The organism is Kribbella sp. CA-294648, assembly GCF_050943845.1.
Lineage (GTDB): Bacteria > Actinomycetota > Actinomycetes > Propionibacteriales > Kribbellaceae > Kribbella.
This window is the reverse complement of sequence record NZ_CP191981.1, coordinates 4777133-4791451: the sequence shown is the minus strand read 5'-3', so window position 1 is coordinate 4791451 and position 14319 is coordinate 4777133. Positions and strand designations below refer to the sequence as shown.

Sequence of the window (14319 nt, the reverse complement as noted above, 5' to 3'; positions counted from 1 at the left end):
TTCAAGGTCGCCGTTTGGTGTTCAGAGTCGCCGCTTCAGCCCGTGACTGGGTGGTGGGTCTTCACCGGGGTGGGGGTTGGCGCGGCGGGGGCCGGTTGCTCCGGGGCGGGGATTGGGAGTGTGGTTGTCGGCTGGGTTGGCTTCGGGGTGGGCTTGGCGGCCGGCTTGGCGCAGGTTGCTGAGGCTAGGCGGATGGTTTGGGCGCCGCCGAGGTTGATGGTCAGGCCGGTGATGGTGAAGGCGCCGTCGGAGTGCTTGGTCTGCTGGTTGACCGTGATGGTGGCCAGGGGTGCGGCCGGGATGGTCGCGCTTTGCTTGACCGTCGGTACTGCGACCCGCTGACCCAGCAGCGTCAGGGCACCGATGTCGACACCACCCTGATCGCCGGAGCACCAAACGCTGAGACTCTCGATGCCGAGCAGCGAGCTCGGCGGGGTGAGCAGCAGCTTGCACAGGTCGGGCAGGTTCTTCACCGGCAGGTCGACGGTCTTCAAGTCCGGCAGCGGAATGCCGAGCGAGGGCAGCGGGAGATTCGGGATCGGCAGCTCATCGGCGCCGGTGGCCGGCAAGGTGGCGCAACTCTTCTTCAGGTCCGGCGGAAGCTTCACCTGGTCGAGGATGTCGGGCCCGACCACGACGTCGAACAGCTCGACCGACGCCGCATCGTTGCCCGCGGCCACCGTCCCGGCGCGGACGGACAGCAGCGGGTTCTTCGGCAGCTCGAGCGCGGAGGAGGTCTGCCGCTTGCCGTTCGACGATTCGGCGTACGGCGTCTTCGCGATCGGCACCTGTCCCTCGGCACTGACCGCGTACGCCGAGGACGGGCGGGCGGCCGCGTTGCCCACCGGCGCCCCGGCGACCACCGTGAACGCCACCACCCCGGTCACAGCCGCGAACGTCGTCACGGTCGGCACTAGTCGCTGCATCGTGATCCTCACTTCTCCGCCGAATGCTGCATCAAAAGACTCATTTGCTGTCGATCAGAACGAGAGTTCCGAGTGGCACCTGCTGAAGAAGGGCGAGTGCTTTCTTCGGCACCCGGACACAGCCGGCGCTGACGGCCGCTCCGAAAACCTCTGGCCGGGGCCAGCCGTGGATCGCGACCGTACCAGGACCGCCACCGTACGTGTCGAGAGTGGGACTGTGCGCACCCAACGGCAGCACGATCGGCGACGCCGAGCGCTTCGGGTCGACGATCGAGCCGAGCAGGAAGGTCCGTCCCGGCGGCGTCGGGGTGTTCTTCGCGCCGACGCCGGCCTTCCAGCGGCCCAGACTCCTGCCCTGCTTGAACAGTTCGATCGTGCGCGACCCGGTGTGCACGCGGATCAGGTACGCCGACGAGGCCCGGTCCAGCCCGTCGTCGCGCAACCACCCGGTCGACCGGTTCGGTTTCGACGGGAGCAGCACCTGGACCCAGCCGTCGGACCGGCCGACGACGGGCAGCCAGGTCGGCCCGAACTGGGTCGGGCCGATCTTCGCGAACGGATCGCCCTCCGGAGCGGAGTACAAGGCGGTCTGCGTGCGCGGGTGGACGACCAGGCCGTCGGTTGCGGCGAACGGGTCGGCGTCGAGCGGCGCGGTGGTGATCGTGGTGTGCGTCGACGAGCCGGTCAGCGTGCTGAGGTCGACCGCGGCCTCGGCGTTCTTGCGGTTGCCGAGGATCCCGACGACGGCGACGGTGGCGAGCACGAGGAGCACGGCCAGTGCCCCGATCGACCCGCCGCCTCGCTCGTCGGCGCGTGTCTTGCGCATACCAGCTCCCCAGTGGTCCCGTCGTCCGACGAGGATAAGCCGCTGTCCGCCGAAGATGCTACTGCGCAGTACGGGTCACGCTCAGTCAGTCAGTCGGGGCGGTCCGTGTTGCGCCGGCGGAGATAGCGCTCGAACTCCGCGGCGATCGCGTCTCCGCTGGCCTCGGGCAGGTCGGTCGTGTCGCGCTGCTCCTCCAGGGACGCCACGTACTCCGCGACCTCCGGGTCCTCCTCGCTCAGCTCGTCCGCGCCGCGTTGCCAGGCGCGAGCCAGCTCGGGCAGGTCGCCCTCGGGCATCGGGAGATCCAGCAACGCCTCGACCTTGCTGAGCAGCGCCAGCGACGCCTTCGGGCACGGCGTACCGGCGATGTAGTGGGGGATCGCGGACCAGATCGACACCGCCGGTACGCCGAGGGCGCCGCACAGGTCGGCGAAGACACCGGTGATGCCGGTCGGGCCCTCGTAGCTGGACGGCTCGAGGCTCCACGACGCGGTCAGCTCGGGATCGGACGACGACGCGGTGACCGGGATCGGCCGGGTGTGCGGCGAGTCGGCCAGCAGCGCGCCGAGCACCACGACCAGCTGCGCGTTCGACTCGTCGACGATCTCCAGCAGTTCGCGGCAGAACCCCCGCCAGCGCATGTTCGGCTCGACGCCACGGATCAGCAGCACGTCGCGGCCGGTGTCGTCGGGCCGGGCCAGGAACACCCGGGTGGTCGGCCAGGTGAGCCGCCGGACGCCCTCGTCGTCGAACTCGACCTCGGGCCGCTTCACCTGGAAGTCGTAGTAGTCCTCCGGGTCGATCGCGGTGACGAGCTCCGCGTCCCACTCCTCGATCAGGTGATCGACCGCTCCGGTGGCCGCCTCGGCCGCGTCGTTCCAGCCTTCGAACGCGGCGATCACGACCGGATCCCTCAGGTTCGCGAGATCTGCCACTCGCCACCCCCTGTCCTAGTCGTCTCAAGTGCCTTACCGGACTGCCCAGCCTACGTGCATAGCGTGCCGCACGGCGGCGGTTTCACAGCCAGCGGAAAGGTGTCGCCCACCGGTTCCGTAGGATCGCCGCATGACCCTCGAAGCGGTGCTCTGGGACATGGACGGCACGTTGGTGGATTCGGAACCGGTCTGGGCGCGGGTCCAGATCGAGCTGCTCACCTCACTGGGCGCCACCTGGACCGAAGAGGACTGCATGGCGCTGGTCGGCAGCGACCTCGCCGACGCGGTCAAGGTGTGGATGGCGCAGTTGCGCCCCGGGGTGATCGAGCCCGAGGAACTGGCCGAGCGGATGTACGGCGAGGTGGTCCGGTCGCTGAAGGAGGGCGTCGTACTGCGGCCTGGCGCGCTGGAACTCCTGACCGGCCTGAAGGCGGCGGGGATTCCGTGCGCCCTGGTCTCGGCGTCGTACCGGGTGATGATCGACGCGGCACTGTCCCATCTGTCGCCCGACCTGTTCGACGTGATCGTGGCCGGTGACGAGGTCCGCAACGGCAAACCACACCCCGAGCCGTACCTGACCGCGGCGGCCGAGCTGGGTGTCGACGTGACGAAGTGTGTGGTGATCGAGGACTCGCTGACCGGCGTCCAGGCCGGTACCGCGGCGGGGGCGTTCGTGGTCGCCGTACCGCAGTGGGTGACGATCCCGGTGGCGCCGCGGCGGCTGGTCCTGCAGTCACTCGAACAGCTCACCCCGGATGCGCTGCGCGACCTGCTCCACTGAGGGGTTACCTTCTTTGAGTGCCTGTGGGGGTGTTCTGGGGGAAGGTTGAGATGGTGAGTGTGATGATGCGGCGAGCCGCGTGGCTGGCGGCAGCCGGTGTTCTGGCGGGCTCGATCGCCGGCTGTGGCAAGCCCGGCGCGGGCGGGCCGAGTCAGGACGAGCCACCACCGAAGCAGTTGGTCATCAAGGTGGCGACCGCCGATTCCGTCACCTCACTCGACCCGGCCGGACCGTACGAGATCGGCTCCCGCACGCTGCAGGCGAACCTTTTCCAGACGTTGCTGACGATCATGCCCGGCAAACCGACGCCGGTACCGGACGCCGCCGACTGCCAGTACGACGCACCGACGACGTACACCTGCAGTCTGAAGGACGAGCTGACCTTCCCGAACGGGCACGAGCTGACCTCGTCGGACGTGAAGTTCAGCTTCGACCGGCTGTTGCGGCTGAAGACGCCCGGCGGCGCGGCCGGGCTGTTCTCCTCGGTGGCCTCCGTGAGTACGCCGGACCGGCTGACCGCGGTCTTCACGCTGAAGAAGCCCGACGCGCGATTGCCGTACCTGCTGACCACGACGGCTGCGTCGATCGTCGACGAACAGTTCTACCCGGCCACCAAGCTGCTGAGCGACAACGCGATGGGCAGCGGGCCCTATCAGCTGAAGACCTATCAGCCCGGCACCTCGGCGGTGCTCGGCAAGTTCAAGAAGTACCGCGGCTCGCGGGCGGCGCAGAACGACGCGGTCGAGATCAGTTTCTTCCAAGACGCGCCGTCGCTGACCCAGGCGATGACGACCGGCAAGGCCGACATCGGCTTCCACGGCTTCGGGCCGGGGACGCTCGAGAAGCTGCGCGCCGGCGAGCAGGTCCAGGTGGTCGAAGGGGGATCGGCGGAGATCCGCTTCTTCGCCTTCAACCTGCGTTCGCCGGTCGCCCGCAAGCCCGCCGTACGACGGGCTGTCGCGCAACTGATCGACCGGCCGGCCATCGCCAAGAAGGCGTACGGCGATCACGTGTCGCCGCTGTACTCGGTGGTGCCGCCCGGATTCGCCGGGCAGGTGGACGCGTTCCGGACGCAGTACCGGGAGCCGAACAAGGCGGCCGCCGCGGCGATCCTGCGCGAGGCCGGCATCGTCACGCCGGTGACGCTCACCCTCGGCTGGACGTCCTTCCAGTACGGCGCGGGCGCCAAGGCCGAGGTGTTGGAGCTGAAGCGGCAACTTGAGGCATCGGGGCTGTTCAAGGTGGTGCTGAGGAGTGCCGAGTGGCCGAGGTACCAGCAGCTCGCCAAGGCCGGGGCCTACGACTTCTACCAGGCCGGCCTGATTCCGGACTACCTCGACAGCGGTGACTACCTGCAGCCGTTCGTCCGGGAGAGCGGGCAGTTCCAGAACGGCTACCGCAGTACGGCGGCCAACAAGCTGCTGGACCAGGAGATCGCGGAGCAGAACCAGCTCGAACGCGAAGCGTCGCTGACCGACCTGCAGAACCTGCTGGCCCAGGACAGCCCCGTGGTGCCCAGCTGGCAGGGCCGGCTGACCGTTGTCGCGGGCAAGAGCGTCGAGCACGTCGACAAGGCCCTCAATCCGCTCTCTTTCCTGTACTTCTCGCCGCTGCGCAAGTAACCCTCGGTGGCCCGGCAGTGTCAGTGACAGCGCGTCGCCAGCGACCGTCGGTAGGTACATGCTGTACTGCGAGTTGTCCCACGATACGGGACGATTTCCTACGCATCACGATCGGGCAACGCAGCACTTTGGGCGTTTGACTCCGGCGAGTAATGGCGGCAGGTTAAGGCGGCAGCTAGACCGGATCCGCACCAGGGTCCACCGACACAGGCAGGGGAACACATCGCGTGACGACACCACTCGAGGTCGAGCCCGGCAGAGACGATCCTGAAGCAGTCCTGAAAGGGATGCCCAAGATCGAGGGACGCTCGCTCGGCCAGATCGCGTGGATGCGGCTCAAACGGGACAAGGTCGCGGTCGCCGGTTTCGTCATCATCATCCTGCTGATCCTGATGGCGATCTTCGCCAACCTGATCATCAAGCTCATCGGCCATCCGCCGAACCAGTTCAACCAGGGCCTGATCGACACCGCGGGCGGCACGCTGGCGCCGATCGGCAAGTTCGGCGGGATGAGCTGGGACCACCCGTTCGGGGTCGAGCCGGTCAACGGCCGCGACCTGATGAGCCGGGTGATCTACGGGTCCCGGATCTCGCTGCTGATCGCGTTCTTCGCCACCCTGCTCTCGGTGGCCATCGGGACCACGATGGGCATCGTCGCGGGGTTCTTCGGTGGCTGGGTCGACGCCCTGATCAGCCGCCTGATGGACATCTTCCTGGCTTTCCCGCTGCTGGTCTTCGCGATCGCGCTGGCCGGGGTGGTCCCCGACGACGCCTTCGGGCTGCAGGGCGACTCGCTGCGGATCCTGCTGCTGATCTTCATCATCGGGTTCTTCAACTGGCCCTACATCGGCCGGATCGTGCGCGGCCAGACGATCTCGCTGCGCGAACGGGAGTTCGTCGACGCGGCCCGCAGCCTCGGCGCCCGGCGGCCGTACCTGCTGTTCACCGAACTGCTGCCCAACCTGATGGCGCCGATCCTGGTCTACGCCACGCTGCTGATCCCGACGAACATCCTGTTCGAGGCGGCGCTGTCGTTCCTCGGCGTCGGTGTCCGGGCGCCCACGGCGACCTGGGGCGGCATGCTGTCCGACGCGGTCACCTACTACACGATGCCGCACTTCATGCTCTGGCCCGGTCTGGCGATCTTCGTCACCGTGCTGGCGTTCAACCTGTTCGGGGACGGGCTGCGGGATGCACTCGACCCGCGGGCTCGCTGATCTCACCGTTCCACCGTTGCTGACAAGAAGGGGTGTACCAGCACCATGAGAACCAAACGATTGAGGACGGCCGCCGCACTGGCGGCGGTCGTCGCGCTGGGCCTGTCGGCCTGCGGCGGCTCAGGCACCGACGGCGATGGCGACGGTGGGACCGGAACTGGCGCGAAGTCGGAGTTCAACACCGCGCTGACCCAGGTCGTCAACCCTTCTGACAAGAAGGGTGGCACCATCAAGCTGGCCAACAGCGACGACTGGGACACCTTGGACCCGGGGGAGACCTACTACGGTTTCGCCTGGAACTTCGCCCGGCTGTACGGCCGGTCGCTGGTGATGTTCAAGGCGGCTCCGGGCAAGGCGAGCAGCGAACTGGTGCCCGACCTGGCCGAGGGCCTCGGGGTGCCCAGTGACGGCGGCAAGACCTGGACCTACAAGATCCGCAAGGGCATCAAGTACGAGGACGGGTCCGAGGTCAAGGCGGCGGACGTCAAGCACGCCGTGCTGCGCTCCACCGACAAGGAGACCTTCCCGAACGGCCCGGCGTACTTCGAGGCGTTCCTGAACCTGCCGGCCGGTTACAAGGGCCCGTACAAGTCGAAGGGTGTCAACACCGACTCGGCGATCAGCACCCCCGACGACTACACCGTCGCCTTCCACCTGAAGAACGCCTTCGGTGGTTTCGACTACCTGGCTCAGCTGACCCAGACCATGCCGGTCCCGGCGGCCAAGGACAAGGGCGCGCGGTACCGCGACCACGTCCTGTCCTCCGGCCCGTACAAGTTCGAGACGGTCCAGCCCGGCAAGCAGTACACGCTGATCCGCAACGACCAGTGGGACCAGGCGACCGACCCGAACCGCAAGGCGCTGCCGGACCGGTACGAGGTCGCGCTGAAGGTCAACGCGGACGACATCGACAACCGGGTCATCTCGGGTGACCTGCACGTCGACGTGGCGGGCACCGGCGTGCAGCCGGCGTCGCTGAGCAAGGTGCTGACCGACCCGGCACTGAAGGCGAACGCGGACAACCCGACGCTGGCCCGGCTGTGGTACACGTCGATCAACCCGACCGTGAAGCCGTTCGACAACATCGACTGCCGCAAGGCCATCCAGTACGCGATGGACAAGACCGGCTACCAGACCGCGTACGGCGGTCCCTTCTCCGGTGGTGAGCTGGCCACGACCGTGCTGCCGCCGCTCATCCCGGGCTACGAGAAGTTCGACCTGTACCCGGCCGGCCCGGACAGCAAGGGCGACGTGGCGAAGGCCAAGGAATCGCTGACCGCCTGCGGCCAGCCGAACGGATTCTCGACGAACATGGCCTACCGGGCCGACCGTCCGCGCGAGAAGGCCACCGCCGAGGCGTTCCAGCAGGCACTCGCCCGGGTCGGCATCAAGCTGACCCTCAAGGGCTACCCGGCCGGTGACTACTTCTCGCAGTACGCCGGTCACCCGGGCTTCGTGGTGAAGAACAACCTCGGCCTGGCCACCAACGGCTGGGGCGCGGACTGGAACGACGGTTTCGGCTACCTGTCCCAGATCGTCGACAGCCGGGTCATCCGGCCGACCGGTGGCTCGTCGAACACCAGCGTCCGGATCCCCGAGGTCGACAAGATGCTCGACGCCGCGATCCTGGAGACCGACAAGTCCAAGCGCGAGCCGATGTGGGCGCAGATCGACAAGAAGGTGATGGAGGAGTCGGTGATCTACCCGGGCGTCTACGCCAAGAGCCTGTTGCTGCGGCCGAAGGGTCTCACCAACGTCTTCGTCAGCGACGCCTTCAACATGTACGACTACCTGAGCCTGGGTGTCCAGTAACAGGTCCGTCCCTGCCACCGGAACTCACGTTAGGTAGGTGAAGGCTGCAGGCGCCCGGCCCGGGAGGATCTCCCGGGCCGGGCGCCGGTGCCGACCACTGTGATCACATACATCATCAGGCGCCTGCTGGCGGCTGTCGGGCTGCTGTTCATCGTCAGCGCGATCACCTTCTCGATCTTCTACCTGGTACCGCGCTGGGCCGGCGCCTCGCCGGAGACCCTGGCGACCCGCTACGTCGGTCGGGCGGCGACCGAGGAGACGGTCAAGCTGACGGCCGAGCGGCTCGGTCTGTACGACCCGATCGCAGTGCAGTACTGGAACTGGGCCAAGGGTGTCGTGGTGGGCGCCGAGTACGACTACGGCGCGGGTGTCGAGCGCTGCCCGGCACCGTGCCTGGGGTACTCGTTCATCACCAAGCAGCCGGTGTGGCCCGAACTGCTCGACCGAATACCGGTGACCATGTCGCTGGCCGCGGGCGCCTCGGTGATCTGGCTGGGCTTCGGGGTCGCCGTCGGCGTGCTGTCGGCGCTGAGACGCGGGTCGGTGTTCGACCGGGCCGCGATGACGGTCGCCTTGGCCGGTGTCTCGTTACCGATCTTCTTCACCGGCCTCATCTCACTGGCCTTCTTCAGTTACCGGCTGGGCTGGACGGTGCCCGGCGGGACATTCGTGCCTCTCGGTGAGAATCCGGTGAAGTGGGCCCAGGCGCTCACCCTGCCGTGGATCACGCTGGCCTTCCTGTTCTCGGCCCAGTACGCCCGCCACACCCGGGCGGGCATGCTGGAGACGATGAACGAGGACTTCATCCGGACCGCCCGGGCCAAGGGGCTGAAAGAACCCACCGTGGTCGTGCAGCACGGCCTGCGCGCGGCCCTGACGCCGATTCTCACCATCTTCGGTCTGGACGTCGGGCTGCTGCTGGGCGGCGCCGTACTGACCGAGAAGACCTTCTCGCTGAACGGTCTGGGCAAGTACGCGGTCGACGGCATCGTCTCCAACGACCTGCCGAAGATCATGGGTGTCACGATCCTGGCCGCGGTGTTCATCGTGGTGGCGAACCTGATCGTGGACCTCCTGTACGCCGTCGTCGACCCGAGGGTGCGGACCAAATGACCACCAGCAACGTGTTCCTGTCGGTCCGCGACCTGCGGGTCCACTTCCCGACCGACGACGGCCTGGTCAAGTCCGTCGACGGGTTGTCGTTCGACCTGGACCGGGGCCGCACGCTCGGCATCGTGGGCGAGTCCGGCTCCGGCAAGAGCGTCACCAGCCTGTCGATCATGGGCCTGCACAAGGGTGGCTCGGCCAGGATCAGCGGCGAGGTCCTGCTCGACGGCCAGGAGTTGGTCAGCTCGAGCCAGGAGGAGGTCCGGCTGCTCCGCGGCAAGCGGATGGCGATGATCTTCCAGGACCCGCTGTCGGCGATGCACCCGTACTACACGGTCGGCCACCAGATCATCGAGGCCTACCGGGTGCACAACAAGGTGACCAAGCAGGTTGCCCGCAAGCACGCGATCGAGATGCTCGACCGGGTCGGCATCCCCCAGCCGGACAAGCGGGTGGACGCCTACCCGCACCAGTTCTCGGGCGGTATGCGGCAGCGTGCGATGATCGCGATGGCGCTGTCGTGCGACCCCGACCTGCTGATCGCCGACGAGCCGACCACCGCGCTCGACGTCACCGTGCAGGCGCAGATTCTGGACCTGATCCGGGACCTGCAGCGTGAGTTCAACTCCGCCGTCATCATCATCACCCACGACCTGGGCGTGGTCGCCGAACTGGCCGACGACATCCAGGTGATGTACGCCGGCCGCGCGATCGAGTACGGCACCGCGGAGGACATCTTCGACCGGCCGCAGCACCCCTACACCTGGGGTTTGCTCGGCTCGATGCCGCGGATCGACCGGGAGCGCACCGAACGACTGATCCCGATCAAGGGCACCCCGCCCAGCCTCATCAACGTGCCGCCGGGCTGTGCCTTCAGCCCGCGCTGCAACTACGCGCACCTCAACGCCGGCGCGAGTGAGACCGAGCGGCCTGAGCTGCTGGACATCGGCTCCGGGCACAAGGTGGCGTGCCACCTGTCCCCGGCGCGACGCCAGGAGATCTGGACGACCGAGATCGAGCCGAAGCTGTGATATCGACGCCACGACGGAGCCACTGTGACTTCTGCTGAAACCGAGCCGGCCGCGCCGGTCCAGCCCACCGGCGAGGAACTGCTGTCGGTGACGAAGCTGACCAAGCACTTCCCGATCCGGCGCGGTCTGCTGCAGCGCCAGGTCGGTGCGGTCCAGGCCGTGGACGGGCTGGACTTCACCGTGACCAAGGGCGAGACGTTGTCGCTGGTGGGGGAGTCGGGCTGCGGCAAGACCACCACCGGCCGGCTGCTGACCCGGCTGCTGGAGCCGACGGACGGCAAGATCATCTTCGAGGGCCGGGACATCACCCACCTGTCCGAGGGCAAGATGCGTCCGCTCCGCAAGGACGTCCAGATGATCTTCCAGGACCCGTACGGCTCGCTGAACCCGCGGCACACGGTCGGCAAGATCGTCGGTGCCCCGTTCCGGCTGCAGAACGTGAAGACCGAGGGTGGCACCAAGAAGGCCGTCCAGGAACTGCTCGAACTGGTCGGCCTGAGCCCGGAGCACTACAACCGCTATCCGCACGAGTTCTCCGGAGGTCAGCGCCAGCGGATCGGCATCGCCCGGACCCTGGCGTTGCGGCCGAAACTGATCGTGGCCGACGAGCCGGTGTCGGCCCTCGACGTCTCGATCCAGGCGCAGGTGGTCAACCTGCTGGAGGACCTGCAGACCGAGTTCGATCTCACCTACGTGATGATCGCGCACGACCTGTCCATCGTCCGGCACGTGTCGGACCGGGTGGCGGTGATGTACCTGGGCAAGATCGTGGAGATCTCCGACCGGGTGGGTCTGTACGAGACACCGATGCACCCGTACACGCTGGCCCTGCTGTCCGCGGTACCGATCCCGGACACCAAGCGCAGGGGCAAGCAGGAACGCATCCGCCTCCAGGGCGACGTCCCGAGCCCGATCAACCCACCCCCGGCCTGCCGCTTCCACACCCGCTGCTGGAAGGCTCAGGACATCTGCAAAACAGTGGAGCCCCCACTTCTCGAACTGGCCCCCGGCCACCAGGCAGCCTGCCACTTCCCCGAAAACCAGCCAGGCGGCGAAGCACCCGCGAAGGCCACCGCCAGCTGAAAAGAGCCGCTCGGATACCCGAAGAACCAGCTACGGTTCTTCGGGTATTCCGGATCGACGTACCGGGGACGAGGAGGCAGGATGGCTGGCATCGACGGCCGCTTCGGGTCTCCGCGTGATCAGTCCGGCAAAGCCGAGGGTGGCTCGGACGAAATCGGGTCTGCGGCCGACGGGCTGAATTCGTCCGCAGTACTCGGTTGGGCCTATTACTGTGACGGCGTTCGGGTCAACGACCACACCACGTATCCGGCCGCTCTGGCGGCTGCGCGGCGCGGCAAGGGGTTCGTGTGGATCGGCCTGCTGGAGCCGACCGCGGAGCAGATCGCCGGTCTGGGTGACGAGTTCGGGTTGCATCCGTTGGCGTTGGAGGATGCGGTCAAGGCCCATCAGCGACCCAAGCTGGAACAGTACGCGGGTGGCGAACCGGGCCAGGAGACTTTGTTCGCGGTGTTCAAGACCGTTCGGTACGTGCCGCATGACGAGCTGACCGCCAGCTCGGAGGTGGTCGAGACCGGCGATGTGATGGTGTTTTGTGGCTCGGGGTTCGTGGTGACGGTGCGCCACGGCCGACATGGTGAGCTGACCGGGTTGCGGCAGTCGCTGGAAGCGGAGCCGGCACGGCTGGCCAAGGGGCCGGGAGCGGTGCTGCACGCGATCGCCGACTTGGTCGTCGACACCTATCTCAAGGTCGCCGACGAGGTGCAGCTGGACATTGATCTGGTGGAGGCCGAGATGTTCAGTCCCCGGGGCTGGCGCAACATCGAACGCGTCTACCAACTCAAACGCGAGGTGCTGGAGCTGAGGCGGGCCGTGGCGCCCCTGGCCGAACCGCTCCGGTCGCTGAGTGAACGCGACAGCAGACTGGTGCCGTCGGAGATTCGCCTGTACTTCCGCGACGTCGACGACCACTTGCAGCGGGTCCGTGACCAGATCGCCGGCTTCGACGAACTGCTGAGCTCCATCCTGGCCGCCGGGTTGGCTCAGGTGCAGGTGGCCGAGAACGAGGACATGCGGCGGATCGCCGCCTGGGTGGCGATCTTGGCCGCCGACACGATGCTTGCCGGGATCTACGGCATGAACTTCGACCACATGCCCGAGCTGACCACCAGGTACGGCTACTACGTCGTGCTCGGGGCGATGGCGTTGCTGTCGGTCGCGCTGTTCGTCTTCTTCAAGCGCAAACGCTGGTTGTAGCTCACCCGCAGTCGAAACTCGGTCACCTCATGCTGCCGTCCCGCGCCCCGGTGCCAAGACGCCGCTGGGTTTCCTCGTTCTGGCGTTGCCCGACCAGGGTGCTGTTGATGCCGATCAGGTTGACCAGGAGCACCCGGAAGCCGGCGGTTCGTTCCACCATCCGCTCAAGATGGTCGGCGACGTCACGCAGGTAGCGCTGCAGCTCCCCGTCGACGCGGTACTTGCCGAACCCGGCCTGCAAGCCGGCCAGCATCGCCGGCAGCGGCTCGGTGGCCCGCTGAAACTTCACCACCTCACGCAGTAGCTCTCGGCGTGGCGGACAGTGACAACGAACTCGGGCCCGGTGAACACGTGCAACTCACCGAACTCGATCCGTTCCACGTCGTCGAGGTACCGGGCCGGCCGCAACACCGTGAACAAGACGTTGTCGTAGCGCTCCAGCTTCGGCCGCTGATGAGCCATGACGGTGTCCTCGACCGCCAGCGGACGGATCTCGAACTCCTCGGCAACCGACTGCACCTCGGCCGCATCGGGCCGGTAGAGGCCGATCCAGCCCATCCCGTGCTTGTCGCGAAGGAGTTCGTAGGTGACCTCCAGCGACTCCGGTTCGCTGTCCCGCTTCCCGTCGACGTACACAGCGTTGTCCATGACACCCACACCATCACCCCTTCCCATACCGCACCGCAGACACCGGGTGCTCCGCCGGACTAGGGAAACCGTGAGGCAAACGCGACCGAGGCACCGGCAGCTGCCAGTGTCAGTAGCATGGCGATACCGGCGTAGCGCGAGGTGACTTCCTTGTCGACCTTGTCGAAGCCCACTGACGACCCGATGTCCTTGTAGACGTCCTCCAGCTCACCGGCCGACTCGGCTGTGTAGGCCTGGCCGCCGCTGATCTCGGCCGCAGTGCGCATTTCGGACCGATCCGGTGGTACCCGCTGGCGGATCCCATCCATTTCGATGAACCCCGAATCGGTGCCGAAGGTGATGGTGTACACCGGGACACCCTTCTTCTTCGCCTCGGCGGCCGCGTCCTGCACCGGCCGTCCGACCGTCCGCTTACCGTCCGAGAGCAGCACGATCCGGCCTGGCGCCGGCTCATCGGGGTGATCCGGATCTGGCGGTACCTGGGTCAGCGCCTGCAACGAGGTGAAGATGCCTTCACCGGATGCAGTCGACTCCGCCAGCTCCAGGCCGTCGATGGACCGCAGCACCGTCGCTCGATCCGTGGTCGGCGGCACGACGATCGAAGCGGTGCCGGCGAACGACACCACCGCCACGTTGAACTTCGCCGGCAACTGGTTGACGAAGTTCTTCGCCGACTTCTTCGCCGCCTCCAGCCGGTTCGGGTCCACGTCGGTGGCCATCATCGACAACGACACATCCACCGTGACAACGATCGTCGCCCGCTCCCGCGGCACCTTCACCTCGTCCTTGGGCTGCGCGAACGCCACAATGCACGCCATCGCCCCCAGCAGCCCCAGCACCACCGGCACATGACGGCGCCATTGAGGACGCCGTGGCGCGACCCGATCCAGCAACGCGATGTTGGTGAACCGCACCGCGTACTGCGCCCGTCGCCGCTGCAGCACCACGTAGACCACCACGACCAGGGGAACAAGCAGGAGAAGCCACAGCCTCGCCGGAGACAAGAACTCCACCGGATCACTCCCTTTCCACCCTGGCCAGCCCAGGCTACTCGTCCGATGCAATCGGCGATCACACCCGACATCCATGCTTGACCAACCGCCGTCCCGGAGCCGTCTCCTGAGCAACAGCGGAGGT

At 67.1% G+C, this 14319-nt stretch carries 14 protein-coding genes; 8 read left to right on the top strand and 6 right to left on the bottom strand.

Translation table 11 applies throughout. The features are described 5' to 3' along the window. Positions 1-35 precede the first annotated feature (35 nt). The 3 genes from ACQPYM_RS22735 to ACQPYM_RS22725 all read right to left on the bottom strand — a co-directional run bounded on the left by ACQPYM_RS22735 (position 36) and on the right by ACQPYM_RS22725 (position 2687). A complete protein-coding gene (locus tag ACQPYM_RS22735; RefSeq protein ID WP_433003158.1) occupies positions 36-926 on the bottom strand; it encodes a hypothetical protein in 891 nt (296 codons plus the stop codon). Between the two features lie 40 nt (positions 927-966). After that, positions 967-1752, bottom strand: coding sequence for a L,D-transpeptidase (locus ACQPYM_RS22730; RefSeq protein ID WP_433003155.1), 786 nt, complete (start codon positions 1750-1752; stop codon positions 967-969). Positions 1753-1841: 89 nt separating this feature from the next. After that, a complete protein-coding gene (locus ACQPYM_RS22725; RefSeq protein ID WP_433003152.1) occupies positions 1842-2687 on the bottom strand; it encodes a PAC2 family protein in 846 nt (281 codons plus the stop codon). A gap of 130 nt (positions 2688-2817) precedes the next feature. Here ACQPYM_RS22725 and ACQPYM_RS22720 point away from each other — a divergent pair, with 130 nt between their 5' ends. From ACQPYM_RS22720 to ACQPYM_RS22685, 8 genes are all read left to right on the top strand, one after another. Beyond that, the gene (locus ACQPYM_RS22720) at positions 2818-3468 is read left to right on the top strand and encodes an HAD family hydrolase (RefSeq protein ID WP_433003149.1); all 651 of its coding nucleotides are present in this window, start codon (positions 2818-2820) and stop codon (positions 3466-3468) included. Between the two features lie 17 nt (positions 3469-3485). After that, a complete protein-coding gene (locus ACQPYM_RS22715) occupies positions 3486-5090 on the top strand; it encodes an ABC transporter substrate-binding protein (RefSeq protein WP_433003146.1) in 1605 nt (534 codons plus the stop codon). 287 nt (positions 5091-5377) lie between these two features. Next, a complete protein-coding gene (locus ACQPYM_RS22710) occupies positions 5378-6307 on the top strand; it encodes an ABC transporter permease (protein WP_433003143.1) in 930 nt (309 codons plus the stop codon). Positions 6308-6352: 45 nt separating this feature from the next. Continuing rightward, positions 6353-8119 carry an ABC transporter substrate-binding protein gene (locus ACQPYM_RS22705; protein ID WP_433003140.1) on the top strand — a complete coding sequence of 589 codons (1767 nt, stop codon included), beginning with the start codon at positions 6353-6355 and terminating at the stop codon, positions 8117-8119. Between the two features lie 99 nt (positions 8120-8218). Continuing rightward, a complete protein-coding gene (locus ACQPYM_RS22700) occupies positions 8219-9232 on the top strand; it encodes an ABC transporter permease (protein WP_433003137.1) in 1014 nt (337 codons plus the stop codon). Further along, a complete protein-coding gene (locus ACQPYM_RS22695) occupies positions 9229-10257 on the top strand; it encodes an ABC transporter ATP-binding protein (protein ID WP_433003134.1) in 1029 nt (342 codons plus the stop codon). Before ACQPYM_RS22700 ends, ACQPYM_RS22695 begins: the two co-directional genes overlap by 4 nt. 24 nt (positions 10258-10281) lie before the next feature. Beyond that, entirely contained in the window at positions 10282-11340 is a 1059-nt protein-coding gene (locus tag ACQPYM_RS22690) for an ABC transporter ATP-binding protein (protein WP_433003131.1), read from the top strand. Positions 11341-11421: 81 nt separating this feature from the next. Next, positions 11422-12534, top strand: a complete 1113-nt coding sequence (locus tag ACQPYM_RS22685; RefSeq protein ID WP_433003128.1) for a magnesium and cobalt transport protein CorA — start codon at positions 11422-11424, stop codon at positions 12532-12534. A gap of 22 nt (positions 12535-12556) precedes the next feature. Here the strand turns inward: ACQPYM_RS22685 and ACQPYM_RS22680 are convergent, their stop codons facing one another. Genes ACQPYM_RS22680 through ACQPYM_RS22670 form a run of 3 tightly spaced genes read right to left on the bottom strand, consistent with a single transcriptional unit; the run spans position 12557 to position 14195 of the window. Next, a complete protein-coding gene (locus ACQPYM_RS22680; RefSeq protein WP_433003125.1) occupies positions 12557-12823 on the bottom strand; it encodes a hypothetical protein in 267 nt (88 codons plus the stop codon). Further along, positions 12820-13182, bottom strand: coding sequence for a CorA family divalent cation transporter (locus ACQPYM_RS22675; RefSeq protein WP_433003122.1), 363 nt, complete (start codon positions 13180-13182; stop codon positions 12820-12822). The genes ACQPYM_RS22680 and ACQPYM_RS22675 overlap by 4 nt, the downstream gene beginning before the upstream one ends. 59 nt (positions 13183-13241) lie before the next feature. Next, the gene (locus ACQPYM_RS22670; RefSeq protein ID WP_433003119.1) at positions 13242-14195 is read right to left on the bottom strand and encodes a VWA domain-containing protein; all 954 of its coding nucleotides are present in this window, start codon (positions 14193-14195) and stop codon (positions 13242-13244) included. Positions 14196-14319: the final 124 nt, after the last annotated feature.